This window comes from Sphingomonas immobilis (assembly GCF_030580995.1).
Taxonomy (GTDB): Bacteria; Pseudomonadota; Alphaproteobacteria; order Sphingomonadales; family Sphingomonadaceae; genus Sphingomonas; species Sphingomonas immobilis.
Map to the genome: position 1 here is coordinate 16,801 of NZ_JAUQSZ010000007.1, position 26,422 is coordinate 43,222.

Consider the following 26,422-nt stretch of genomic DNA (forward strand, 5'->3'; position numbering starts at 1 on the left):
AAGTGTTCCGCGAACTGCTCGAAGGCAAGGTCGCCGGCCAGCAGCTCGGCCAACACCGTGCCGACGGGACGATCGAACATCATCCGGGATGGGACTTCTCGGTCAACGCGCCAAAGTCGGTGTCGATCATGGCGCTGGTGGCGGGCGATGACCGGATCCTCGCTGCGCACGAGCGCGCCGTCGGCACGGCGCTCTCCTACCTTGAGGAGCACGCTGCACTCCGCCACCGTCGGGACGGCGAGATCGTTCACCAGACCACCGGCCGGCTCGTCTACGCTCGCTTCACTGAGCACGCGTCCCGCGAACTCGATCCCCATCTTCATACCCATGTCGTGGTGATGAACATCACGAACCGGGAGGCCCGTAGCGTGATGGCAAGCCTTGAGACGCGTGCGATGTACGCCGAGCAAATGGTCGCTGGTCAGGTTTACCGGAACGCGATCGCGCACGACCTGCGAGCGCTCGGGTATGAAGTCGATGCGGACCCACGTTCAGGCCTTTTCGAGATCAAAGGGGTGCCCGACGATCTGATCCAGGCCATGTCGCAGCGCGCGGCGCAGATCGACGAACATGCCCGTGCGCACGGACTGGAAGGACAGGCGGCCCGGCGGCGATCCTTTTACGAAACCCGCGGGGCCAAGGAGAAGGTCGGGCTCGATGAGCTCCACGGGCGCTGGGCGGCCCGCGCCGCCGAACACGCGCCGACGCTCTCGGGGCTGAGAGAGACGACCCAGGTGGCGAGCGTTGCGCAGGATGTGGATCACGCCACCGCGGCTCGCGCGATGCTGTTCGGGATCCGGCAGTCGGAGGGCGGTGAAGCGGTCAACAATCTTGGACGCATGCTCCGGTTAGGGTTGGCGTCCCATGTCGGGGAAGTCCGGCTCGACGACCTTCGTCCTCTTGCCCAAGAGCGCGAGGCCCGCGCACGGCTGCTCGCAACCCGGGCGCAAACCGGGGATGCCACGCTCACCCGTGGACGCACCACGCGGATGACGGCGCGGCTCGAGATAGGGCTATCGGAACATCTTTCGCTGGCTCTGAATGATGCGCGACCAGTCGCTGTCGAGGAGCGGCTTCGGACGGCCTCGCGGGAGACGGGATTGAACGCGGCGCAGGAGAAGGCGCTGCTGCATATCGGGCTGGGCGAGGATCGCATTTCGGGTGTCCACGGGGTCGCCGGCGCCGGCAAATCGACCCTGATAAAGGCTTTGGTACGAGGCGCGGACGCCGACATTACGTTCACCGCGCTCGCTCCAACCTCCTCGGCGGCCGCCAACCTCGGACGCTCGGCAGATATAGAATCTCGGACCGTGGCCAGCCTCGTTGCAGGGGGCGGGAGAAATCTCACCGACCGCGACGTCCTTGTCCTCGATGAAGCCGGGCAGCTTGGCAACCGCCAGTCATTGCGCGTTCTGGAGATCAGCCGCCGGACCGGTGCCCGGCTGATCCTGCTTGGCGATAACAAGCAGACCGGGGCGATCGAGCAAGGCAAGGCATTCTGGCTTCTGCAGCGCCTCGGCCTTCCAACCGCCGAACTGGCGGAATCCGTGCGTCAGGAAACCCGGGCGATGAAGGCCGCGGTGGTTCAGGCGCGTGCAGGGAACTTCGCCGATGTACTGGGTCATCTCGACAAGCTCTCGAGCGGCGCGGACGCGGCGACACTTGCGCAGAATCTGGTCGCAGAATGGACTCGGCTTCGCCCCGAAAACCGCGACAAGACCAATATCCTCGTCTTGGAGAATACGACGCGTCTGATCGTCAACGCGCGCGTCCGGGAAGCGCTCAAGGTCGAGGGGGCCGTGGCGGCGGAGGATACGCGGCTATCGGTTCTCACCCCCGCCGGCATGAGCGACGAGGAGAAACGCATGGCGCGCTTCTACACTGGCGGGCAGGTGGTCGCGTTCTCCCGCGCGCGCGGCGGGCAGGGGATCGCGAGCGACACCGAATACCGGGTGCTCGGTGTCGGCCGCGACACCAACGGCCGCCAGATCGTGCGGCTGGTCGATGAGCAGGGGCGAACGATACGCTGGGATCCGAGACTGGGCCGAGCCTCGCAGGTCAATGTCTTCAACCGCGAGGAACGCGAGCTTGCACAGGGTGACCGGATCCAGTGGAGACTCGTCAATCACCCGCTCGAGCTCAAGAATGCGGAGCGCGGCACCGTTGAGGCGCTCAAGGGACAGGTCGCCACGATCCGCTGGGACCGCGGCAAGATGCAGGACGTGGATCTGGGAAAGCACCGCACCTGGGATCACGGCTATGCGGAAACCGTCTATTCCGCACAGTCGAAGACCTACGACCGCGTGTACGTCCTGGCGCCGGTGAACTCCCCGCTCGTGACCGCGCAGAATTTCTACACGGCGATCACCCGGGCCCGTTTCGGTGTGAAGCTGTGGACCGAAGATGAGAAGCGGCTCGTCGATCGGCTGGTGGCACGCTCGGGCGAGAAGACATCGGCGCTCGAAGGCCTTGGCCGTCTAGACCGCGATGTCCGTTCGGTGCGAGAGGGGCGCCATGCCGAACGCCTCGAGAAGGCGCGCGTGCAAATGCGGCAGGATCGTGCCGATCGCGCGGCCGGCCTCGCAGCGATGCGACAGGGTACGCCGCGCGGCCCCTTCGAGAGGTTTGGCGATCGTCTCGCCGGCCGCGCACAATCCTTCGCGGAAGTCCTTGATCGTTTCCTGGGTCGCCTGCTCGATCAGCAAGCCGGACCGACCCTGCCGACACCTGATCTGTCCAAACAAGCCGACGGCAATGACCAGCGCCGCCAGCCACGGGAGCGCGACCGATGAAAAGGGGCCTACGCTTCGGAATCTGTGTGGCTGCCGCGACGGGAGTCCTGGTTGCCGCGCCGGCCGCCGGTGTGCCTCGCGATCGGGCCGCTGAGGAGCTCCTTGCCCGGTGCATAGCCCGCGCGTCGATCGGCAAGCCGTGGCTTTCTAAAACGCTGTGGGGCTTGAGAGATCAGGAGGCGGGTTGGGTCGGCGCGGCGGTCAGGAACCGAAATGGAAGTCACGATCTCGGTCCGCTGCAGATCAACACCTGGTGGGTGCCCCGGATCGCATCGCTTCTGTCGCGGCGGAAGGATCACGTCCGCTGGTGGCTCCAGAACGACGTGTGTTTCAATGTCGATACCGCGAGCTGGATATTCCGCTCGGCGCTTATGACAACCAAGGATTATTGGAAGGCGGTTGGCCTGTATCACAGTCCAACCGGCTGGCGTCAGGAGAGATATGCCGCCGCTGTCGCCAGACGGCTGTCATTGAGATTCGGACCATCGATCTTTGCCCGGCCCGACAAGCCATAATCGGCTGTGAGCCACGCAGCGAGTAGCGACCGTCGGCCCGCGCCGTCCTAACGCGCTTCCCGAAATTCGGTCGGTGCACTCATCCACTGTAGAACCGCGGACAAGCGCCATCCGACCGCGCGAACGCCGATGCGTTCCTGCCGGGGGAATTGTCCCTGGGCAATCATCCTGTAGATGGCGGCACGCGATCGGCCCGTCTTGTTGATGACGTCGCCGATGCGAAGAAACCTGTCGTCTGTCTCGTTCATGCAAACCGATCCCAAATCGGTCTGCCCGCTTGCAGAAGAATGAGTCGCTTTGCGCGATTCTGCAAGTGGAAGAAGGGAAGGCAGGCTTCGAATTTCGAGCAGGGAGCGAGGTTCGCATTTCTGCTTGAAACGTCGTAAGACGAGATTTGCCCAAATGCGCAGGAAACTGCATTTTTAGGCGTTGAAAAAATTGTGGTCCCGTGTGGGGACCCGTTACAGATCGGAGCCCGATAATGCTTTATTTACAAGGGGTTGCGGGCATAGTTCGGCGGACACCCTCTCCGCCATTTCCTACTCGCTAATCAGACAGTTAGCCCTTCATACACGGGTGCGACCTCGAAGTGGAACATCAGGGCCGGGATCGGCCCGATGCTGCCAATCCCTGGCGCCGACACGCGCGAGAATGCCTCTCGTCGGTTGACGAAGCCGTAGAGATGGCTTTGTTCCCCAAGCGCAATTGACCATGACCGTAGGCGCTGGCTTTTTTATCGACGGGCCTATCCCGCTCTATATGCGGTTGTCAGCGCGCTGATAGCCGCTGTTCGATCGCTCGCGTAAAACGCTTCCGACATTGGCGATGACAATCTATGCTGCGATGCAGCGAGGATCTTGGACGTGCGAATTGCGATCATAGACGAAAGCCCGGCGCGGGCTGCCGTGATCGAGGAAGGGCTGCGTGATGCAGGGCTTCACGACGTGCGGCTTTTCGTCGATCGCACGGCCGTCGCGGCGAAGCTCGAGGCCTATTCGCCCGACGTCGTCCTCATCAACCTCGCGAACCCGCACCGCGACGAGTTGGAAGAGTCTTTCGCCCTTTCGCGCGCGGTGGCGCGACCTGTGGCGATGTTTGTCGACCAGAGTGACAGCGCCGGGATCGAAGCGGCGATCGACGCGGGCGTATCTGCGTACGTGGTCGATGGGCTGAAGAAGGAACGTATCCGCCCGGTGCTCGAACTGGCGATCCGCCGCTTTCGCGCCTATTCGCGATTGCGTGCCGAACTCGACGAGGCTCGCAACGCGCTCGCCGAGCGCAAGACGATCGATCAGGCGAAACTGTTGCTGATGAAGAAGCGCGGGATCGACGAACCGACCGCTTATGCCGCGCTTCGCAAGGCAGCGATGGACAGCGGACGGCGGCTCGGCGAGGTCGCCGACGCGATCGTCACTGCCGACCGGCTGATGGGGGACTTATGAGCGACACCCCATTCCGGATCGGCTTCCTGCCGCTGGTCGATGCCGCGTTGCCGATCCTTGCGCGCGAACTGGGCTTTGCGGAGGCCGAGGGCATCGACCTGACGCTGGTGCGCGACATGAGTTGGGCGACGGTGAACGATCGGTTGCTCTACGGGCATAGCGATGCCGCGCACATGCTCGCGCCATTGGCGATTGCGACCACCCTGGGCCTGGGGCGGCCCGCGACGGCGCTGTCGGTGCCGTTCGTGCTGGGGCTGAACGGCAATGCGATCACGCTGCGGCCTGATCTCGCCACGCAGGTCACCACCGTCGGCGTGCCGGGGGATGTGGCGGTAATCGGCAGGCGGCTGGCGGACATTGCGCGGGGCGGCGGGAAGCCTCTGCGCTTCGGCGTCGTGCATCGCTATTCAAGTCACGATTATATGCTGCGCTACTGGTTGATCGGATGCGGCATCGATCCTGACCGCGATGTCGAGATCGTCACCGTCGCGCCGCCCTTCGCCGCCGACGCGCTGGCGACCGGCGAGGTCGACGGCATCTGCGTGGGCGAACCGTGGAATAGCGTCGCGGTCGATCGCGGTGTCGGCGTCATCGTCGCGGTGACCTCGCAAATCTGGCTTCGCGGCGTCGAGAAGGTGCTGGCGATCCGCGCGGATCGATTGGGCGACGGCGACGCCGTCCACCGCGTCATCCGCGCCCTGTATCGCGCGGGCGAGGCGTTCGTGGATCCGCAACAATGGGACCGGATCGCAGAAATCCTGGCTTTGCCGCAATATCTCGACGGCTCTGCCGACTTGATCCGGCGTGCCATGGCGGACCGCATCCTTTTTGCCATTGGCCACGAAGCAGTTCACCTGCCAGATTTCATGTTCCAGCATCGCGAAGCCGCCAACTTCCCTTGGATCAGCCAAGCGGCGTGGCTTTACGCACAGATGTGCGTAGCCGGCCACACGCAGCCGGATCAGGCGGATTATCTTGCGGCGCAGCATGTATTCCGGCCCGATATCTACCGCGCAGCGTTGCGTCCGCTGGGTGTACCACTACCCGGGGCGAGCTCGAAGCTTGAGGGCGGAATCGCGGGCGCGACGGGTGTCGGGACGACGCAGGGTCGTCTCATTCTCAGCGCCGACCGCTTCTTCGACGCGCGCAGTTTCGACCCCGATGGGCTGTCCGGTTATCTAAAAGGCTTCGATCCGGCATAGTTTTCGCCGCACCGCAAAAAGCGTCTTGCGCGTTTTCGAAAACTCCGTCAGTTTTGATCATCGCTGGAACACTGCAACGGGGCAGTCGATTCGGCATCACCAACACTTTGGCAAAGTCGCCGTCGTGCATGCGCTTATCCGCGCGTGTTCGCGGCGGCTTTTTTGCGTTTGCTCGAAGGGGATCGGGGAATGACGCAGGGGCAGATGACCATGAGCGCGGCGGATGTGGGAGTGATCGAACATCGCACCTCCTCGAAGTCCGGCGGAAGCTTCTGGAGCGCGGGGCACCGCCCGACGCTGATCGCGGCGTTTCTCTATTTCGACCTCGCCTTCATGGTTTGGGTGCTGCTGGGCCCGCTCGCGCCGATCATCTCGAAGGATCTGAGTCTGTCGCCCGCGCAGAAGGGGCTGATGGTCGCCGTGCCGACACTGGCGGGCGCGGTGCTGCGCATCGTCAACGGGCTGCTGGTCGATCGCATCGGGCCGAAGCGCACGGGCGCGATCGGGCAGATCATCGTCATCGCCGGGCTTTCGACCGCCTGGTTGTTGGGTGTGGACAGTTTCGCGGGCACGCTGGCGGTCGGCGTGGTGCTGGGCTTTGCCGGCGCGAGCTTCGCGGTCGCGCTGCCGCTCGCCTCCCGCTGGTATCCGGCGGAGCATCAGGGCAAGGCGATGGGGATCGCCGGCATGGGCAATTCGGGCACGGTGTTCGCTGCCCTGTTCGCACCGCTGCTGGCGAAGGCGTTCGGCTGGAATGCGGTGTTCGGCCTCGCCGTGATCCCGCTCGCGATCGTGTTCGTCCTGTACGTGGCGATGGCGAAGGACGCGCCGAACCCGCCCGCGCCAAAGTCCTTCGCGGCGTATCTGAGCGTGCTTCGGCATCAGGACGCATGGTGGTTCATGCTGTTCTACGGCGTCACCTTCGGCGGGTTCGTCGGCCTGTCCTCCAGCCTGTCGATCTATTTCACGGACAGTTTCGCGATGACGCCGGTGGTCGCGGGCTATTGCACCGCCGCGTGCGTGTTCGCTGGGTCGCTGGTGCGGCCGTTCGGCGGAGCGGTGGCGGACAGGATCGGCGGCATCAATACGCTGACCTTCGTCTACAGCCTCGCTGCGGTCACGCTGGTGGCGATCAGCCTGGGTACGACAATCCTGCCGCTCGCGCTCGGGCTGTTCCTACTGGTGATGGCGACGCTCGGCTTCGGCAACGGCGCGGTCTTTCAACTCGTGCCGCAGCGCTTCGGCAAGGAAATCGGCGTCATGACCGGGCTGGTCGGTTTCGGCGGCGGAGTCGGGGGCTTCTATCTCGCCTCGTCGCTCGGCCTCGCAAAGCAGCTGACGGGCAAGCCGCAGATGGGCTTCCTGATCTTTGCGGGGCTGGCGCTGATCGCTCTCGGCGGGTTGACGGTGGTCAAGAAACGCTGGCGCGAGACCTGGGGCACCGCCGGCACGGGAGCGCGGATCTGATGTGCGGGCTTCCTGTCCTCGTTTTGATTGGGCTCGCGTCGGGATCGGCCGATGCGCCCGTCACCCTCAAGCCGATCATCGATGCCCGCCTGCGCTACGAACATGTCGAGCAGGTGCCACTGGCCGCCGATGCCGACGCCCTGACCCTGCGCATCCGCGCCGGGTTCGAGGCGAAGGCGAAGGACTGGTCGTTCCTCGCGGAAAGCGAAGCACTGCTCGCGATCAACCCGGCCTATAACAGCGGGCTTAACGGCAAGACCACCTACCCGATTGTGCCGGATCCGCAGAATATCGAGCTCAACCGGTTGCAGCTTCAGTATCGCGGGCTGCCGAATACGGTGATCACGGTCGGGCGGCAGCGCATCAACCTCGACGATCAGCGTTTCGTCGGCTCGGTAGCGTGGCGACAGAACGAACAGACCTTCGACGCGGCGCGGGTCGAATGGTCGGGCATCGAGCATATCAAGTTCGATCTAACCTATGCCGACAATGTCCGCACGATCTGGGGCGCCGATGGCGGCAACGCACTCGGACCGGCACGGTTGGGGGAGATCGGCGGCAACAACGTCCTCGGCAACGTCGGCTACACGACGAAATACGGCGCGCTCACCGGCTTCGCCTATCTGGTCGACCAGAATGCCGCGCCGGTATTCGCCAACAGCAGCCAGACCTATGGCGGGCGTTTCGTCGGGGCGTATCCGCTGAGCCCGCACGTGAAGCTGACCTATCTCGCGAGCTACGCCAGCCAGAGCAATTACCGCCGCAATCCGAACCGCTACCAGGCCAATTACTATGCCGGCGAACTCGGGCTCGCGGTGAATACGCTGACGCTTGGGGGCGGCTATGAGGTGCTGGGCGCGGATACCAAAGGTAATGGGGGCGTCGCCGTCACCAGCTTCCAGACGCCGCTGGCGACGCTGCACAAGTTCAACGGCTGGGCCGACAAGTTCCTCGTCACGCCAACGAACGGCCTGCGCGACGCATACGGCACGATCGGCTACGGCTGGAAGAAGCCGCTCGGGCTCGATGCGATCGCGCTGACGGCGGTCTATCACCGCTTCGACAGCGATCGGCTCGGCCAGCATTACGGTGACGAGATCGATGCGCAGGCGGTATTCAGGAAGGGCAAATACGCCGCCCTCCTCAAATACGCCGACTACCGCGCCGACGCCTTTGGCACCGACACCAAGAAATTCTGGGCATCGCTGGAGTGGTCGATATGAGCGAGATGAAGCCGCACCTTATCGTCGTTGGCAACGGCATGGCCGGGTGCCGCGCGATCGAGGAGATTCTCGCGCGCGATGCGACCCGCTACCGCATCACCGTCTTCGGCGCCGAGCCGCGGGTGAATTACAACCGCATCATGCTCTCCCCGCTGCTGGCCGGGGACAAGACTTTCGAGGACATCGTTATCAACGATGCCGCCTGGTACGCGGACAACGCTATAGATCTCGTCGCGGGTGACGCCGTGGTGGCGATCGACCGCGCGGCGCGCACCGTCACGGCGCGATCGGGCCGGGTCGAGACCTATGACAAGTTGCTGCTCGCGACCGGTTCCGACCCGTTCATCATCCCGGTGCCGGGGCATGACCTGTCGGGCGTCGTAACCTTCCGCGACATGGACGACATCGGCGCGATGCTGCGCGCGGCCGCCGCCGGCGGGGATGCGGTCGTGATCGGCGGCGGGTTGCTCGGGTTGGAGGCGGCGCACGGCCTGTCGCTGCGCGGCATGAAAGTGACGGTACTGCACATCATGCCGACGCTGATGGAGCGCCAACTCGACGAAGCGGCGGCGTGGCTGCTCAAGGAGGAGCTCGAACGGCGCGGCCAGACGATCCTGACCGGGGCCGACACCGCCGAAATCTACGGCCAGGGCAAGGTCGAGGGCGTGCGGCTGAAGGACGGGCGCGCAATCCCGGCGAGCCTTGTCGTGATGGCGGTCGGCATCCGCCCCAACGTGAAGCTGGCACGCGAGGCGGGGCTGGCGATCGGGCGCGGCATTCACGTCGATGATCATCTCGTCACGTCGGATGCGGACGTACTCGCCGTCGGCGAGTGTGTTGAACACAACGGCCTCATTTATGGTCTCGTCGCGCCCTTGTGGGAGATGTGTCGCAGCCTCGCCGACGGGCTGGTCGCGACGCCGAGTGGCTACACCGGCTCGGTCACCTCCACCAAACTGAAAGTCTCGGGGATCGACGTCTTTTCGGCCGGCAATTTTGCGGGAGGAGAGGGCTGCGAGGATATCGTCATGCGCGACGCTGCGCGCGGCGTGTACAAGCGCGTCATCGTCAAGAACGATCGCCTTGTCGGTGCGGTGCTCTACGGCGATACGCAGGACGGGAACTGGTATTTCGATCTGTTGAAGAAGCAGGACGACGTTTCCGAAATTCGCGACGCGTTGATCTTCGGCCAGGCTTTCGCGGCGGGAGGAGGAGCCGATGCAAACCCTAACGCGGCAGTCGCGGCATTATCGCTCGATGCGGAAATCTGCGGCTGCAACGGCGTCTCCAAGGGCAAGGTGGTCGCGGCGATCGAAGGCGGAGCCTGCACGCTCGACGCGGTGCGCGCCTGCACGAAGGCGTCCGCCTCGTGCGGCTCTTGCACAGGTTTGGTCGAAGGGCTGCTCGCGGTAACGCTCGGCGACGCCTTCGAGGGCGAACGCGCCGCGCCGGCCGTCTGCAAATGCACCAGCTTCACGCATGAGGACGTGCGCCGCCTGATCCTCGAAAAGCAGCTCAAGGCTATCCCGCAGGTGATGCAGGAACTGCACTGGACCACGCCCGACGGCTGTTCCTCGTGCCGCCCTGCGCTGAACTATTATCTTCTCTGCGCCTGGCCGGGCGAGTTCGTCGATGACAACCAGTCGCGCTTCGTCAATGAACGGATGCACGCCAACATCCAGAAGGATGGCACCTATTCGGTCGTGCCGCGCATGTGGGGCGGCGTCACCACCCCGCAGGAATTGCGCGCGATCGCCGATGTCGCCGAGAAGTATCAGGCGCGCATGGTCAAGGTGACCGGGGGGCAGCGGCTCGACATCTTCGGCATCAAGAAGGAGGATCTGCCCGCCGTATGGGCCGATCTCAATGCCGCCGGCATGGTCAGCGGCCATGCCTATGCCAAGGCGCTGCGCACGGTGAAGACCTGCGTCGGCTCCGAATGGTGCCGCTTCGGGACGCAGGATTCGACCGGGCTCGGCATCAAGACCGAGCAGATGACCTGGGGCAGCTTCATGCCGCACAAGTTCAAGATCGCGGTGTCGGGCTGTCCGCGCAATTGCGCCGAGGCGACGATCAAGGATTTCGGCGTGATCTGCGTCGACAGCGGCTTCGAGCTGTCGATCGGCGGCAATGGCGGCATCAAGCTGCGCGGCACCGATTTCCTGTGCAAGGTCGCCACCGAGCAGGAAGCGCTCGATTATTGCGCAGCCTTCATCCAGCTTTACCGTGAAGAGGCGCGCTATCTCGACCGTACCGCGCCCTGGGTCGAACGGGTCGGGCTCGATTACATCAAACAACGCATCGTCGAGGATGCGGCCGGGCGCGAGGCTTTGCGCGCGCGCTTTCTCTATTCGCAAAGCTTCATGCAGGACGATCCCTGGGCGAAGCGCGCCGCTGGGGAGGACTGGAAGCTGCATCGGCATCTCGCCGAGATCCGCCCGCTGGTGGCGGCATGAGCGCGGTCGGCGAATGGCTCGATATCGGGCCGGTCGATCAGCTCCCCGCACTCGGTGCGCGGACGCTGCCGGTGCGTGGCGGGCGCGAGATCGCGATCTTCCACACGGCGAATGGCGAAGTCTATGCGCTGGCCAACCAGTGTCCGCACAAGGCGGGGCCGCTCAGCCAGGGCATCGTACACGACACGACGGTGACGTGCCCGTTGCACAATTGGCGTATCTCGCTGGTGACGGGTGAAGCCTTGGGGGAGGACAAGGGCTGCGTGCCGGTCATCCCGGTCAAGATCGACGGCGGCCGCATACTCATTGGCCGCGCGGCCGCGCTCGAAGGGGTGGCGTGAGCGGGGTCAGGACAACCTGCCCGTATTGCGGCGTGGGCTGCGGCGTGATCGCCACGCCGACCGGAGAACGTACTGCCGCGATCAAAGGCGACGCGGATCATCCGGCCAATCGGGGCAAGCTCTGTTCGAAGGGCACGCACCTCGGCGAAACGATCGGGCTGGAGGGACGGCTGCTTCACCCGATGATCGGCGCGAAACGGGCGAGCTGGGACGAGGCGCTGGATCTCATCGCCGCGCGCTTCTCGGCGGCGATTGCCGAACATGGGCCGGACAGTGTCGCCTTCTACGCCTCCGGCCAGATGCTGAGCGAAGACTATTACGTTGCCAACAAGCTGATGAAGGGTTTCATCGGCACCGGCAACATCGACACCAATTCGCGGCTTTGCATGTCGAGCGCGGTGGCGGCGCACGTACGCGCCTTCGGCGAGGACGTGGTGCCGTGCAGCTATGACGATCTCGACGCGGCCGACCTGATCATCCTCGTCGGATCGAACACCGCCTGGTGTCATCCGGTGATCTGGCAACGGATCGAGGCGGCTCGCAAGGCACGCGGCACCAAGCTGGTCGTGATCGATCCGCGGCGGACCGAGACGGCTGAATGCGCCGACCTGCACCTCGCCATCGCGCCCGACACCGATGTTGCGCTGTTCACGGGGCTTCTCGCGGAGGCACAGAGGCGGTGGCAGCTCGACGGGCGGTATCTGGCGGAATGCGTGTCTGTGCCGGCTGGTTTCTGGAAGGATTTGCCGAAGCTCGATGTGGCCCGCATCTGCGATATCGCACCGGAAGATTTGCGGGCCTTCTACGACCTGTTCGTCGCGCATCCACGCACCGTCACCCTTTTCAGCCAGGGCGTGAACCAGTCCGTGCGCGGCACCGACAAGGGCAATGCCGTCATCAACCTGCATCTCGCGACCGGGCGGATCGGCAAGCCCGGCGCGGGGCCGTTCAGCATCACCGGCCAGCCCAATGCGATGGGCGGGCGCGAGGTCGGCGGGCTCGCCTCGACGCTCGCGGCGCACATGGGCTTTAGCGATGCCGAGCGCGACCGGGCGCAGCGCTTCTGGCGCTCCCCGACAATCTGCGCGGGACCAGGGCTCAAAGCGGTCGATCTTTTCAACGCGATGGCGCGGGGCAAGATCAAGGCCGTGTGGATCATGGCGACCAATCCGGCGGTTTCCATGCCTGATGCGCGCATGGCGCGGGTGGCGCTTGCCAATTGCCCGTTCGTAGTGGTGTCCGATTGCATCGCCGAAACCGACACGTCTCTTTACGCGCAGGTGAAGTTGCCTGCGCTCGGCTGGGGCGAGAAGGACGGCACCGTCACCAATTCCGAGCGGCGGGTTTCGCGCCAGCGGCCATTCCTCGCACCGCCCGGCGAAACGCGGGCCGACTGGTGGGCGGTGGCCGAAGTCGGGCGCCGGATGGGGTTCGCGAACGGCTTCGACTTTGCAGGTCCGGCGTCCATATTCCGCGAGTTCGCGGCGCAGACCGGATTCGAAAACGAGGGAAGCCGCGCGCTCGATCTTTCCGACAAGGCCGGGCTTGGCGATGCGGACTATGACGCTATGGCGCCTTTCCAATGGGGCGGAGTGTCGCCTTTCGCGGAGCGGCGCTATCCGACTTCGGACGGGCGCGCGCGGCTTGTGCCGATTGCCTTCAGCCCGCGCGACGATGGCGGCCGTGACACGCGGCTGCGGCTCAACACCGGCCGTTACCGTGACCAGTGGCACACAATGACGCGCACCGGCCTCTCGCCGACGCTATCGCAACATCGGCGTGAGCCTTTGGTCGAGATACATCCCGATACGGCGCGCTCCTACGGCCTGAACGACGGCGGCCTGGCGCGCGTAACGACGGCGCAGGGAAACAGCATTTTCCGCGTCGCGATCACATCGTCGATGCGGCGGCGCGAAGTGTTCGTGCCGATCCACTGGACCGACAAGACCAGTGGTGCCGGGCGCACCGGGTTACTGCCGGGCGACGATCGCGATCCCATTTCGGGCCAGCCCGGGTTCAAGAACACCCCCGCGACGATCGCGCCTTTCAAGCCGGAATGGTCGGGTTTCCTCATAACCCGCGACCGGCCGGTCGCGCCGGATTGTGCGTATTGGACACTGGTGCGAACCGCGCATGGCTGGCTGACGGAGATCGCCGGCAAGGGCGACCCGGCGATGCTCCGGGCGTTGCTGCCGACAGGTGAGCGCGCGGAAATGATCGACGCGCGGCGCGGCGTTGTGCGCGCGGCGGTTGCGGTGGACGGCATCATGCACGGTGCGCTGTTCGTGTCGCGTATCGGCGATCTTCCGCCGCGCGAGTGGCTTATCGCCCAGTTCGGCGCGACGGACACGCCCACCATGGAAATGCTCGCCGGGCGTCCTGCCAAACCCGCGCCAGATCGCGGGCCGATCATTTGTGTCTGCTTCGACGTCGGCATGAAGACCATCATCGCCGCGATCGCCGAACGTAGCCTGATGACGGTGGAGGCGGTCGGCGCCGCGATCAACGCCGGCACCAATTGCGGTTCATGCCGCCCCGCTATCGCCAAGCTTCTCCCCGCATCGAAGGATAGCGCGCATGCCTGATCTGATTTCTCCCGGAGAGGTCTGGCTGGTCGGCGCAGGCCCTGGCGATCCCGATTTGCTGACACGCAAGGCTGATGCGCTGATCCGCGCCGCCAGCGTCGTCTTTTACGATGCGCTGATCGGGGCTGGCATTCTCGATCTGGTGCCGAGATCGACGCGGCTGGTGCCGGTCGGAAAGCGCTCTGGTCGCCATGCGACACGACAGGACGAAATCAACACCTTGCTTGTGGAAGCGGCGTTGTCCGGCGAACGCGTGGTTCGACTGAAGGGGGGCGACCCGTCGATCTTCGGCCGTTCGACGGAGGAGATGGATGCGCTCGCGTCGGCGGGTATACGCGCCCGCATTTGTCCCGGCGTCACCGCTGCGAGCGCGGCTGCTGCGAGTGCTGGCATCTCGCTCACGCTACGCGGCAAGGCGCGGCAGGTGCGCTTTGTGACTACGCAGGCGCAGGCCGGCGCGAAAGCCGCGATCGACTGGCCGGCACTCGCGGACCCGGCGGCGACGCTTGCGCTGTATATGGGGCGTGACGCCGCACCGGAAATCCGTCGTCGACTCATCGAGCATGGCCTCCCCGGCGACACGCCGGTGCTGGTCGCAAGCGACATAAGCCTGCCGACCGAACGGCTCGCTCATACCCGGCTCGACTTGCTGCCGCTCGCTGTGGATGCTACCGCCGGTAGCGGGCCCGCGCTTATCCTCGTCGGTGAAGCGGTGCGGGCACGTGGTGTCGCGGTGCATGCGGAGGCGCTTGCCAATGGCTAACCTCGCCTTCTCGCTAACTCCGGTTTGTCACGCCGCGCTCGATTTCGATGCGGCGTTGGCGCTCATGGAGAAGACGGCGACACCGATCGGCATCGAACGAATACCGCTCGCCGTGGCGGCGGGCCGGGTTCTCGCTGAACCCGTAGTGGCGATGTACGAGGCGCCACCTGTCGATGTCTCCGCTATGGATGGTTACGCAGTTTGCGCGCCTGATTCCCCCGGCGCCGCGGGTACGTTGCAGGTTGTCGGCCAATCTTTCCCCGGCAATCCGTGCGACCGTGCTGTCGGCACCGGACAAGCCGTCCGGATCTTCACCGGCGCACCGATGCCTGCCGGGGCTGATCGCGTAGTTGTCCAGGAAGATGTCGCGCGCCATGACGATACGATCGTCTGCGCCGCTTTGCCGCATGTCGGGCGACACGTCCGCTGCCGTGGGTCCGACTTTGCCGCCGGCGATATCCTTCTGTCCGCCGGGCGTCTGCTCGATCCGCGCGCGATGGTCGCCGCCGCGGCAGCCGGCGTCGGTCATGTCGTTGTTGCACGCCGGCCGCGCGTGACGATCATAGCGAGTGGCGATGAATTGTCGGCACCTGGTACGACGACGAACCTGGTGCATAATATCCCCGACAGCGTTTCGCTCGCGGTCGGCGCGATGGCGTCCGCTTGGGGTGGAGATATTGTTTCGATGGCGATCGTGCCTGACAGGCCGGAAGCGATCCGGCAGCGTCTGGGCGAGGCGATCGCCGTCTCGGACGTCGTCGTCATTGTCGGCGGCGCATCGACCGGAGACCGCGACTTCTCACGCGATGTCGCCTGGTCGCTTGGCATATCGCAGACCTTCGCAAAGGTCGCGATGAAGCCCGGGAAGCCGGTGTGGCATGGTCACTCTTCAGGCGGGCATGTGCTTGGACTGCCCGGCAACCCGACCGCCGCACTCACCACGGCGCGTCTGTTCCTTGCGCCTCTTCTCTGCCTTTTGACGGGGCGGGCGATGCGCGACGCATTGCGTTGGCGGACCGCTCCGCTCCGTGCGCCTGCGCAGAACAACGACGATGCGCGAGAAACCTTTCTCTGCGGGGACTGGGATGGTGAAAGCGTGCGCCTGATCGAGCGGCAATCGGCTTCCGCCCAGGCGCGGCTGGCCGAGGCGAACGTGATTGTCCGAAGCGCGGCCTCGGCTCCCGCAGCGCCAGAGGGTGCGCCCGTCACGATCCTGGATTTCTAGATTGATCTCGCGTCCGCGCGTGCTCGGTGCCGTCATAGCGGGAGGCCGGGCGCGCCGTTTCGGCAGCGACAAGGCTCTCGCGATGCTCGCAGGGCGCCCTATCATCGAGCACGTCATCGAAGCGCTTAGGCCGCAAGCCGATGAGATTGTGATCTGCGGGCGCGCTTGGCGGAAGATTCCAGCGATCGCGGATCGGCGTGAGGGAAGGATCGGCCCGCTGGCCGGGCTGGAAGCTGCTCTTCACTACGCGAAGACGGCCGACTTCCAAGGAGTCCTGTCGGTCCCCGTCGACACGCTTCCCTTACCGCGCAACCTCGCGGCGGCCCTGGTCGGCGATGACCCCGCCGTGCTCCGCGACCAACATCTGATCGGTTACTGGCCGATAACCTGCCTCGGTTTGCTGGAGAGGCATATAGAAGATGGCGGCCGATCTCTCGGCAGCTGGATTGGTCGCGCAGGCGCTCGCCAGATTGATGGCGCGGCGGCGATGGTCAACGTGAATACACCCGATGATCTGCGAACGCTGTCTGCCCAGGAATGTTCGTCTGCGTGACGACCCGTCGGCGGGGGATCGTGGAGACGCGCATTTCGAGTGTTCATGGCGATTGCCGCATGGCCAGGTACGACGATCGCGGCAACGCCAACATGAAGGGGATCCGCGCGAACCCTCATCGTGTCGATCGCGGACGTCATGGGGCAAGGCGAAGATCACCGGCGCGACCTGAGACAACACGCCGTGCCGAGGTCGGGGCGGCAGGTCGGGCCCGCCGTCTCGATGGACGGGCGCTAACCCTCATGCTCTAGTCGCGGGATGATTCGGAAAACCCTGCTCGTCCTTGTCGCCACCCTCGCATCTGCGACACCGGCCGCCGCCGAGACCGCCCGCTACACCGCCATCGTCGGCGGCAAGAACGTCGGCCACCTGTGGGCCGACACGCAGGGCGACAGGACGACCGTCGACTTCAACATCAAGAACAACGGACGCGGGCCGACGATCACCGAGATCGTGACGCTTGGAGCCGACAGCCTGCCGACCGCCTGGAACGTGACCGGTTCGACGACCTTCGGCAGCAAGGTGACCGAGAGCTTCGCGCGGCGCGGCGGCCGCGCAGAGTGGGTCGATTCTGCCGGCAAGGGCAGTTCCTCGACTGCAGCAGCAGCGATCTACGTTGCGCAAAGCGGCAGCCCCTGGTCGGATCAGGTCTATGCGACCGCGCTCCTGAAGCAGCCGAACATGACGCTTCGCGCGCTCCCCGGCGGCACCTTGCGCCTCGAGAAGGGCGAGACGCTGACGGTAGAGGGGAAGGGCGGTCCGCTCCAGGTGACACGCTACGATCTCACCGGGATCGATACGACGCCCGAGACCATGCTGCTGGATGCGCAGGGGCACCTCTTCGCGAGCGTCTCGGCGGACTCGATCCTCGTGCGCGAGGGTTACGAGGGGGAGGAGGTCCGGCTCCGCAAGCTCGCTGCCGACTGGAGTACGCAGCGCTTCGTCGAGATCCAGAAGCAGGTCGCTCACTCTTATGGCGCGCCCGTCCGTATCCGCAACGTCCGGCTTTTCGACCCCAGGGCGGGCAAGCTGACCGATCCCGTCTCGGTATTGGTTTCGGGCAAGGCGATCGCCGCCATCGAGGCGTCCGACAGCCCGGCGACACCGGGCGAGGTGAGCATCGACGGCGCCGGCGGGACGCTCGTCCCCGGCATGTATGAGATGCACGGCCATCTGGGACAGGAGGACGCGCTCCTCAACCTCGTTGCCGGCATCACGACGGTGCGCGACATGGGCAACGACAACGCGGTCCTGGCCAGCCTGATCGACCGCGTGGACTCGGGCGAGATCGGCGGCCCGCACGTGATCCGTTCAGGCTTTATCGAGGGCAAGAGCCCGTTCAGCGCGAACAACGGCATCCTCGTCGACAGTCAGCAGGCCGCGATCGACGCGGTGCGCTGGTATGGCGCGCGCGACTTCTGGCAGATCAAGATCTACAACAGCATGAACCCGGCCTGGGTGCCGGCGATGGTGAAGGAAGCGCATCGGCTCGGGATGCGCGTTGCCGGGCATGTGCCCGCGTTCGCCACCGCCGACCAGATGATCGGCGCCGGCTACGACGAGATGACCCACATCAACCAGTTCGTGCTCGGCTGGGTTATCGGTCCGCAGGAGGACACCCGCACCCTGTTCCGGCTGACGGCGCTGAAGCGGTTGCCGGCGCTGTCGCTCGACGATCCCAAGGTATTGCACACGATCGGTCTCATGGTCGACGGCCACAAGGCGATCGACCCGACGCTCGGCATCCACGAGAATCTGCTGCTCAACCGCGATGGGAAAGTGCCGTCCGGAGCGTTGGACTATATCTCACATATGCCGGTGGGTACGCGCCGAGGCCTTATGAAGGGTTGGATCGACGTCTCCGCACCCGGCGACGCCGCTCTCTACGAGGGTGCCTGGAGCAAGCTCCTCGCGGTCACCAAGCTGCTGCACGATCGCGGCGTGTTCATCGTTTTCGGTACAGATACCGGCGGCAGCTTCACTTACCACCGCGAACTGGAAATCTACCAGGAGAAGGGCATCATGACCCCGGCCGAAATCCTAACCCGCGCGACACTCGATAGCGCGCGCTATACGGGTCAGGATCAGCGCATGGGCTCCATCGAGAAGGGCAAGCTGGCGGATTTCTTCTTGGTGCCGGGCGACCCAACCAAGACCATCAAGGCCATCAAGACGATCGGCATGGTCGTGAAGGACGGCACCTTTTACTACCCGAGCGAGATTTACCCGAAGTTCGGCATCGAGCCGTTCACGGCAGCGCCCAAGGTGACTGTCCCAGCGAAGCCTTGAAAAAAGCGGGCTCGCTGACCGGAAAAATCTGCTCCGTCGACGCTAAATGCCGAAGAACGCGCACATCCTGGCTGCGTGGCTGTTTCTGGGCCAATTATTGGAAACGCGACGTCTTCTCGAAACCGTCGTTGGTCTTGATCATCTTGGCCAGCTTGCGAAGATATGTCCGCACCTCGCGCTCGAAGCGGCGATCGTCATAAATGCCGGTTATGCGGTAGTCGTCCTGGTCGAGCAGCGCTTTTACGCGTCCAGCGAACGCGACGGGGTCGCTCGTACAATCCGCTTTTACGAAAGAGCGGCAAACCCATTCCTCAGCGGCTGCCCTGTCATAATCGTCCTGAGCGGAATAGCCGCGCTTGTCGGCAGCCGCCTGATCGAGGCGCGATGCTTCCAGCCTTCTCTCCAGCCATGTGCGGACCTGGGCGGCGTTCCATGCCTTCGCGGCGGTCATCGTTGCTTTTTGGCGATCGTCGCCGTGAAGTCCGGATCCTTCTTCGCTACCCAATCCACGAACTTGCGCACGGCCGGGTTAGTGAGCAGGCCATCGACGTCCATCGCGTAACGCTCGAGCTCGGAATTGGTGAAGTTCACCGTCAGCGTCTGCTGGCAAATTGCGTGCATGGGCACGGTATCGCGCCCGCCCCGGCTTTTCGGCACGGGATGGTGCCAAATGATGGTCTTGCCGGTGGGCCTGCCACACAGCCAGCAGATGACGGGCTCGGCCGGAGCTTCCTCCCCGGTGCCGGGATATTCGTAGGAAGCAGCCTGCTTCGAATGTTTGCGAGCCATATTGTGTTCTCGAATGTCCCGATGCGCACGACCCTTTGCAACGGTCGAACCGCTATGGAGCTACATGCCAGGCACCGCAACACGTGGATGCCCTTCGCGGTGAGAGCCGGCAAACGAGGTTTAGAACACCTGTTCGACGAAAGGCAGCTTGCGGCGCTCTCATTTCGGAAACTGACTGTCGGCAAGCGGCCCAATGCCTTCCGCGCAGCATCGCTCGGACAGGCGATGCTGCGCGGGAGCCAACGCCGGCCGTGAACGGCGACTTAAGGTGCTACTTCAACAAATTGAACGGCATCCATTTCAGCGTCCGAACAGTTTCCGAAGAAATACAGTCTCCACTTCGCGGCGCAGGTCGTTGTTCGGCTTTTTGAGGAAGCCGTGCCCTTCGTCGGCAAACAGGACATACCATGTCTCGTTCCCGTTCGCGCGCAGCCGTGCGACGACCTGATCCGATTCGGATTGCGGCACGCGCGGATCGTTGGCGCCCTGCATCACCAGCATCGGCTTGGTGATCCGCGCGACACTGGTGATCGGCGAGATCCGCGTCAGCACCGTGCGCATTGCCGGATCGCGCTCGTCACCATATTCGGCGCGGCGGTTGTCGCGGCGATAGGCCTCCGTGTTCTGGAGGAAGGTGTTCCAGTTGCTGATGCCGTAGCGCTCGACTCCGCCCACCAGCCGGTCCGAATAGTGCGTCATCACGGCAAGGCTCATATAGCCGCCATAGGACTGACCATAAACGGCGACGCGGCCTGCATCGAGGTTTGGCTGTGCGCCGATCCAATCCAGCAGCGCGCCGATGTCCTTCACCGAATCCTCGCGCTTCATCCCGTTGTCGAGGTTGAGATAGCTTTTGCCATAGCCGTCGCTGCCGCGGACGTTGGGCAGGATCACCGTCGCCTTCAGGACGTCGGCGAAATATTGCGCGCCATAATTCCAGATCGGCCGCGTCTGCGCTTCGGGTCCGCCATGGATATCTATGATCACCGGCGTACGCGTACCCGCAGGCACGCCCTTCGGCCGATAGACAAACGCCGGGACGGACAGACCGTCGAACGACTTGAAGCGCACCAGTTCGGGCTCGGCCAGCGTCGCCGGATCAAGTTCGCCCAACTCGGAGGTGGTCCAGCGCGTCAGCACGCCGCCGGTGACGGCCCAGGTCCACACGTCGCCCGCCGAGGTCGCCGAGGTCAGGCCGATCGCGAGGTTCTTGCCGTCGGGCGAAAACTTGAGCGCGGTCAACACGCCGCGCGGCAACGTCGGCTGCGGCAACGCGCGGCGGGTAATGCGGTCCTGCACTACCACGCGCGAGAAGCCGTCCTCGTTCACGGCATAAGCGAGCACGCGCCCGTCGGCCGACAGGTCGTAGCTCTCGACATCCCATTTCAGATCGGGGGTCAGAACGGTCTGCACGCCGGTCGCGATGTCGATTTCGACCAATCGGCGCGTGTCGCTGCCACGGTCGGATATGGCGATCAGCGTCCGGCCGCCGGGCAGGTAGCGCGGCTCCATATAGACCGCTGCCTCCGCCTTAGGGGCGATACGGCTTGCCGCGCCGCTTTTCAGATCCAGCTCGAACAACTGGTCCTCGCGGTTTGAAAGGCTGCGGACGAACACCAGCCGCGATGCGTCGGGCGCGATATCGGCTGGCGCCACCGCGCCATCGGACTGGTAGAGCGTCCTCGGCTTTCCGCCCGCTTTCGGATCGATACCCAGGATCGAATAGGCGGCGCTGCCCTTCGTCGCCCGCGCCCAGGCCATCAGCGCGCCGTCCTTGCTGAACACCGCGGACTGATTGCGCGTGCCGGCTTCGGTCAGTTGTGTTGCGACGCCGGTGAGGCCGCGCGCGTAGAACTGGAACCATTCGTCCCCGCCCGTGTCGCGGGTCATCACGAAGCGGTCGCTGCCGGGGATCGTTATGGCGGCGGCGATCGGCTCGGCACCGAAGGTGACCTGCGTGCGCGCGCCGCCTGGGGCGGCGACGTGATGAAGCTGCTGCGTCGCGCCGAAGCGCGTGGCGATCAGCATCGAGCCGTCCGGCAGCCAATCCTCGAACTGCGCGGCGCGGCTATTCTGATAGCGCTGCACGGCCTCCCGCACGTCCGCAGGAATGTCAGGGACGCCGGAGAGCGTGGCGGTGCCGACCTGTCGGGCAGGAACAGTCTGGGCGGCGGTTCCGGTGGCGAGCGCGAACAGCGCGACGGTGGCTGCGAAATGCTTGATCATCCGTCGCTTCTCGAATGCCGGCCCGCGCGGCGTCAAGCGCGAATGGTATCGTCGCGCAGCTTTGCCGACGCGCCAAAGCGGCTAGCCAACGCGGATCGCGCGCGCCGAGATATAAATCCCCCTTCGACTTGTGCCGATCAATCAGGTGAACAAATGTCGGAAGTCGGGATGCGCCTGAACGTCGCGGAATTCTGTAAGCGCTCAGGTCTGAACGGCACCGTTTGTGCCGTCGTTCGCTTTCTCCCGGTCGCTATCATCCATCAGGAATACTCCCTCGCGCGCCTGCAGCGTCAAAACTTGATCCGAGCGTCCACCAGGAAAGAACGTGGCGGCAGATAGTTGAACTGATCGAGCTGCCCGTAACCACTTTGATAGCTCGTGCCGCCAATGATCGTCGTAGGTGCGCCGGACGAACTGTTCGAGATGGCAGTGACGGCGCGGCTGTTGAACACGTTCGATACCGTCACGCCGATCTGGAAGCGCTTGTCGATGTCCTGGCTCATCGCAAACTCGCCGATGCTGTACGGCTTGATGCGATAGAGGCGGAAGCCCGGGCTGCCGCTATATTCGGTGGCGTATTGCGGGCCGGTATATTTGTGGTTGTACGACACGCGGAAGCCGCCGCTGCGGTAGATGAATCCACCAGCGGCAGTCGAGAACGGTGCCTTCGCGATCTGCTGCCCCGTCGTTCCGCTCTTCGCCTCGTTGTACGATGCGTTGGCGAACAGCGTCAGGCCGTGGATCGGCATGACGTTGATCTGACCTTCCACGCCCTTGTATTTCACCTGGCCGATGTTGACGAGCAGCGTGCTGTCGCAGCCAGTCGTGGTGCAGGTGCCGATCTTGTTATCGACGTTGATGATATAGCCGTCCACGTCGAGCGAGATGTTGTGGCCGTGCCAGACGGTGCCGATCTGGTAGTTGGTCGAGGTCTGCGGCTTCAACGCATCGAGCGCGGTCGAAAGCGAGCCCGAGGTTGAGTAGAAACTCGACAGGTCGGGCACGTACATGCCCTGCGCATATTGGCCATAGAACGACCAGTTCGACGTCGGCTGCCAGTTGATCGTCGCGAAGGGCAATGTCTTGGTCCAGGTCGCGCTGGTGTCGATCGGCGCGCGCGCTTTCTGGTTGAGCACTGCGTTCACGCCGCGCGTGAAATGAACGTATTTGACGCCGGGCGTGATCGACAGGCCCTCGAACGGATGGAACTCGAACTCGCCGAAGATCTGATACTGGTGCCAGTTCGAATGTTGCAGATACTGCACGTTGGCGAGCGTGCTGGAGGGCTGGGAAGCGTTCGCGGCGGTGCCGTCCGCGAATTTCTCGTTGAAGCTCGGCGCGCCGGTGGTGCGGTCGAGGTCGAAGATGTGGCGGTCGGTGACGGCATATTCGTACCAGCCGCCGACGCGGATCTTGCCCATCGAGAAATCATAGTTGAGCTGCCCGATATAGCCGAAGGTCCGGTACTTGTTCAGCTTGTTGTAGCCGAGCACGTCAGTGGAGGGACCAGCTACCGCTTTGAGTGGAGATGCCGGCGTGCCAGCGCCGCTGAAGCCGGTGAACACCGTGCCGGGGCTTTGCACGAAGGTATTGGGCGTTCCGGCCTTGATCGATGTGCTGCCGTTCCCCGAAAAGGTGTTGTTGGTGTAGCCGTACATGTACGCACGGTTGTCCATGGAAAAGCCGCCGCCGAAATCGCTCTGCAGGCGGAGGTAGGAGAAGTCGGTGGTCTTGTCGGTGCGGTTGAACTTGTAATAGCTCGCCAGCCCCGGATCGTTGGTCAGCCCGAAGTTCTTGCCGTATAGACCAACGTCAGAGGTCGCTGCACAATCTTCGCCGCTGAGTTGGGTGAGGGGATTGCCCGACGCATCCAGCGCCGTGCGCGACGTGCCCGCGACGTTCGCGCTGCCGCAGGTCGCACCCTTAGCGACATCCGACTGGTAGTAGAAGTTGCGGTTCCACGTGCTCATCAGCGTCAGGGTGTTCGATCCGATCGGGATCACCGCCTTGCCGTAGAGGTTCTTCGAATTGACCGGCGAATAGGTGAGGGCGCCGTCCGATTGCAGATACTGGCCGGTCAGCACGACGCGCGCGCCGCCCAGCTTCTCGATCTTGCCGCTCTGGAATTCGGCGCGGCCGATGAAGCTGTTGAAATTGCCGATGATGCCCTCGATCTGGCCGCCCATCTCGTCCCGCACGCCGCGCGAGTACATGTTGAGGTTGCCGCCATAGGTCGCCTGGCCGAGCTGGCTGGCGTTGCCGGGGCCGCGATCGACGACGACGGTCTCGATCGTGTTCGAGGGGAAGAACGCGGTCGAATGGTGCGTCGGGTTGTTGGTGTCGGCGAACGGGATCGAATCGTAGGTGACGTTATATTCGCCGTCCTGGAATCCTCGGATCACCGCCTTGCTTTCGCCGAAGCCGGCGCCGTTGCCCGTGCCGGTGATCGACACGCCCGGCGTCAACATGATCAGCGTGTTGAAGTCTGCCGTGGGCACGACATTGTCGATCTGGTCCCGGCTGACGGCCGACTGCGGCTGCGTGGTCGTTAGCGACGCAGTGATCGGTGCGCTTTCTGCCGTTTTCGAACCCGTGACGATGATATCCGACGACGTCAGCGAGTTCTTATCATTCGCCTGACCGGCGCTGTTGGCGCTGGTTGTCTGGCCGTCATCGATGGTGGCGGGCACCGGTGCCGGCGCGTCGGCCGCGTCGGCACCGGCGGAGCAGGAGAATGCCGTCAGGCTGGTGGCGATGAGCAACGCCGCGCGCAGATTGATTTTCATGATGATGTCCCCGAGATATTGGAAGTCAGTGGCTGGCCGGCGCCGCGAGTTCGTCGCGGGCGGCTTCGTAGAGTCCCGCCAGGCGCGGATCGTTCGCGAGCATCCAGGCCGACAGCGTGCCGACGACGTGGCTCGCCTCCGTGTCGGTCGCGTAGTGCGCGCCGCAGATTTCGCGGCTGACGGCATAGTCGCGCGCACGGTCGAGGATCGCCGGCGCCCGGTCGGGCAACAACTGCGCCAGCGTCCAGCCGACCGAATAGCCGAGGCCGGAATGGCCGCTCGGATAGCCGCGCGTCGGCTTTGCGCCGGGCTCGTTCTCGCAATTGTGGATCGTCGGGTCGACGCCCCACGGCCGGATGCGGTTGAAGAAATTCTTGCTCGATCCGACCGCCAGATCGGTTTCCGACTGGACCAGCGTGAGCACTGCCCAAGTGTTGGGCAGCGCCTTCAGGTCGCGGCCCGCGGCCGTGTCGAAGATCGACGGATCCTCGAGGTCACTGTCGGCCTTCGCCTGCGCGATGCGGGCGGCACCGGCGCCGTCGATCAGGGCATGGACGCGCTTTAGCTCGAGCGTCTCGGCGGGCGAGCCCTTGGTCGCGGGTGCCGGTAACGTGCGGGTCGGTTCGAAGGCGGCCGGGTTGAGATATTGAAGGGCTTTGTCGCCCTTCTTCGCCGGGGCGACGACGAGAACGGTGAAACTGCCCGGCACCGGCTGGCCGCGCTTGGCGCCCGGGGCGATGGGCCCGAGCGTGGCGGCCGGAAGGTAGATGCGTCCGTCGCGCGGATCGATCGCGCCGGTCTTGGCACCGCGCTGCGTTGCGATGACGCCGGCGACCGCGATGTGGCTCGGATCGGCGAGCGACAGCGCGACGAGCGTGCCGGAGCCGCCGCATGGGATGAAGGCGAGCCCGCGCGTCTCATCGACGAGCACGGCATCGGGATCGGCGCCGATCGCAAGCGTTGCCAGCGTCTTGCCGCTCTTCGCGTCGATGACCAGCGCGACGCGGTTGGCGCAGGCCGAGATCAGCCGCGTGCCGTTCGCGACCAGCGCGAGGCCGGTCGGGCCGTCGCAACCCGGCAGGGCGATCGTGCCGGTGCGGCGCTTCGACCTGAGGTCGATGCGGGCGATGGCGTTGGCATCCTCGATATTGATGAAGCCGCCGCCCTTGCCATCGGCAACGCCGAACTCCAGGCCGCCGCCGACGGTGATCTTTCCCGCAAGCGCGTGCGTTTTCGGATCGATAAGGGCGACCGTACCGTCGCCCGCGTTCATTACCGCGATAAGGCCGGTCGCGGAGTCGAAGAACGCGGCGTCGGGCTTCGCTCCGGTCTCGACTTCGGCAAACACCTTGCCGTCAGTCGTCGAGACGAAACGGCCGAGGCCGGTCTCGCCGTCGGTTTCGAACAGGGTCGCACCACCGTCGAGCACCAGCACCTGATGCGCGCGGCGTGCCGGGACGAGTGCATCAGTCACCTTGCGTGTCGCAAGCTCGATCCGTTCGATCGCATCGCCGCGCGCGATGTAAATCGCGCCAGCGACGGGATCGATCGTTGCGAAATCCCAATAACCGTCACGTCCCGCAAAGCGATCGACAATGCGGTAGGTGACGACCTCCGGTGCCGGCGCAGCTTGCGCGCAGACGCTCGCGCACGCGGCCGCAAATGCGGCCACGACAAATGTCGCTCTCATGTTTCTTGACCCCTTGCCAGCTCCCGGCAGGGCGTCGGCTATGGGTGTCGTGTTACGGTTCGATTGCGTAACGACGAC

18 protein-coding genes and 1 pseudogene are annotated in these 26,422 nt (G+C 64.6%); 13 read left to right on the forward strand and 6 right to left on the reverse strand.

The features are described 5' to 3' along the window. Nucleotides 1-2: 2 nt before the first annotated feature. Both mobF and Q5H94_RS11130 read left to right on the forward strand, forming a co-directional pair. Nucleotides 3-2,792: pseudogene (mobF, locus tag Q5H94_RS11125) on the forward strand (MobF family relaxase); the annotation flags it as partial. A 26-nt stretch (nt 2,793-2,818) separates the two neighbouring features. Next, nucleotides 2,819-3,307 (forward strand): lytic transglycosylase domain-containing protein, encoded by a 489-nt coding sequence (locus Q5H94_RS11130; protein ID WP_304561344.1) that lies wholly within the window; start codon nt 2,819-2,821, stop codon nt 3,305-3,307. 47 nt (nt 3,308-3,354) lie between these two features. On the opposite strand, the gene Q5H94_RS11135 is transcribed toward Q5H94_RS11130, so the two are convergent. Further along, nucleotides 3,355-3,555, reverse strand: coding sequence for a helix-turn-helix transcriptional regulator (locus Q5H94_RS11135; protein ID WP_304561345.1), 201 nt, complete (start codon nt 3,553-3,555; stop codon nt 3,355-3,357). A 615-nt stretch (nt 3,556-4,170) separates the two neighbouring features. Here Q5H94_RS11135 and Q5H94_RS11140 point away from each other — a divergent pair. The 11 genes from Q5H94_RS11140 to Q5H94_RS11190 all read left to right on the forward strand — a co-directional run bounded on the left by Q5H94_RS11140 (nt 4,171) and on the right by Q5H94_RS11190 (nt 18,853). Then, the gene (locus Q5H94_RS11140) at nt 4,171-4,749 is read left to right on the forward strand and encodes an ANTAR domain-containing response regulator (protein ID WP_304561346.1); all 579 of its coding nucleotides are present in this window, start codon (nt 4,171-4,173) and stop codon (nt 4,747-4,749) included. After that, nucleotides 4,746-5,951, forward strand: a complete 1,206-nt coding sequence (locus Q5H94_RS11145) for an ABC transporter substrate-binding protein (protein WP_304561347.1) — start codon at nt 4,746-4,748, stop codon at nt 5,949-5,951. The genes Q5H94_RS11140 and Q5H94_RS11145 overlap by 4 nt, the downstream gene beginning before the upstream one ends. Nucleotides 5,952-6,161: 210 nt before the next feature. After that, complete coding sequence (locus Q5H94_RS11150) at nt 6,162-7,418, forward strand: nitrate/nitrite transporter (RefSeq protein WP_304561520.1); 1,257 nt, start codon at nt 6,162-6,164, stop codon at nt 7,416-7,418. Further along, entirely contained in the window at nt 7,418-8,641 is a 1,224-nt protein-coding gene (locus tag Q5H94_RS11155) for an alginate export family protein (RefSeq protein WP_304561348.1), read from the forward strand. The genes Q5H94_RS11150 and Q5H94_RS11155 overlap by 1 nt, the downstream gene beginning before the upstream one ends. Continuing rightward, the gene (gene nirB / locus Q5H94_RS11160) at nt 8,638-11,097 is read left to right on the forward strand and encodes a nitrite reductase large subunit NirB (RefSeq protein WP_304561349.1); all 2,460 of its coding nucleotides are present in this window, start codon (nt 8,638-8,640) and stop codon (nt 11,095-11,097) included. Before Q5H94_RS11155 ends, nirB begins: the two co-directional genes overlap by 4 nt. Further along, nucleotides 11,094-11,438, forward strand: coding sequence for a nitrite reductase small subunit NirD (gene nirD, locus Q5H94_RS11165; RefSeq protein ID WP_304561350.1), 345 nt, complete (start codon nt 11,094-11,096; stop codon nt 11,436-11,438). The genes nirB and nirD overlap by 4 nt, the downstream gene beginning before the upstream one ends. After that, nucleotides 11,435-14,023 carry a nitrate reductase gene (locus Q5H94_RS11170; protein ID WP_304561351.1) on the forward strand — a complete coding sequence of 863 codons (2,589 nt, stop codon included), beginning with the start codon at nt 11,435-11,437 and terminating at the stop codon, nt 14,021-14,023. The genes nirD and Q5H94_RS11170 overlap by 4 nt, the downstream gene beginning before the upstream one ends. Continuing rightward, nucleotides 14,016-14,786: a uroporphyrinogen-III C-methyltransferase gene (gene cobA, locus Q5H94_RS11175; protein ID WP_304561352.1), complete on the forward strand. Its 771-nt coding sequence runs from the start codon at nt 14,016-14,018 to the stop codon at nt 14,784-14,786. Before Q5H94_RS11170 ends, cobA begins: the two co-directional genes overlap by 8 nt. Then, nucleotides 14,779-16,011 (forward strand): molybdopterin molybdotransferase MoeA, encoded by a 1,233-nt coding sequence (locus Q5H94_RS11180; protein WP_304561353.1) that lies wholly within the window; start codon nt 14,779-14,781, stop codon nt 16,009-16,011. The genes cobA and Q5H94_RS11180 overlap by 8 nt, the downstream gene beginning before the upstream one ends. Before the next feature lies 1 nt (nt 16,012). Next, complete coding sequence (gene mobA, locus Q5H94_RS11185) at nt 16,013-16,564, forward strand: molybdenum cofactor guanylyltransferase (RefSeq protein ID WP_304561354.1); 552 nt, start codon at nt 16,013-16,015, stop codon at nt 16,562-16,564. 258 nt (nt 16,565-16,822) lie between these two features. After that, nucleotides 16,823-18,853 (forward strand): amidohydrolase family protein, encoded by a 2,031-nt coding sequence (locus Q5H94_RS11190; RefSeq protein WP_304561355.1) that lies wholly within the window; start codon nt 16,823-16,825, stop codon nt 18,851-18,853. A 94-nt stretch (nt 18,854-18,947) separates the two neighbouring features. Here the strand turns inward: Q5H94_RS11190 and Q5H94_RS11195 are convergent, their stop codons facing one another. The 5 genes from Q5H94_RS11195 to Q5H94_RS11215 all read right to left on the reverse strand — a co-directional run bounded on the left by Q5H94_RS11195 (nt 18,948) and on the right by Q5H94_RS11215 (nt 26,344). Then, complete coding sequence (locus tag Q5H94_RS11195) at nt 18,948-19,304, reverse strand: hypothetical protein (RefSeq protein ID WP_304561356.1); 357 nt, start codon at nt 19,302-19,304, stop codon at nt 18,948-18,950. Continuing rightward, complete coding sequence (locus tag Q5H94_RS11200) at nt 19,301-19,642, reverse strand: hypothetical protein (RefSeq protein WP_304561357.1); 342 nt, start codon at nt 19,640-19,642, stop codon at nt 19,301-19,303. Before Q5H94_RS11200 ends, Q5H94_RS11195 begins: the two co-directional genes overlap by 4 nt. 300 nt (nt 19,643-19,942) lie before the next feature. Beyond that, on the reverse strand, nt 19,943-21,868 hold the full coding sequence (locus tag Q5H94_RS11205) for a S9 family peptidase (protein ID WP_304561358.1): 1,926 nt from the start codon (nt 21,866-21,868) through the stop codon (nt 19,943-19,945). 290 nt (nt 21,869-22,158) lie between these two features. After that, a complete protein-coding gene (locus Q5H94_RS11210; RefSeq protein WP_304561359.1) occupies nt 22,159-24,654 on the reverse strand; it encodes a TonB-dependent receptor in 2,496 nt (831 codons plus the stop codon). Between the two features lie 25 nt (nt 24,655-24,679). After that, a complete protein-coding gene (locus tag Q5H94_RS11215) occupies nt 24,680-26,344 on the reverse strand; it encodes a phosphatase PAP2 family protein (RefSeq protein WP_304561360.1) in 1,665 nt (554 codons plus the stop codon). Nucleotides 26,345-26,422 lie beyond the last annotated feature (78 nt).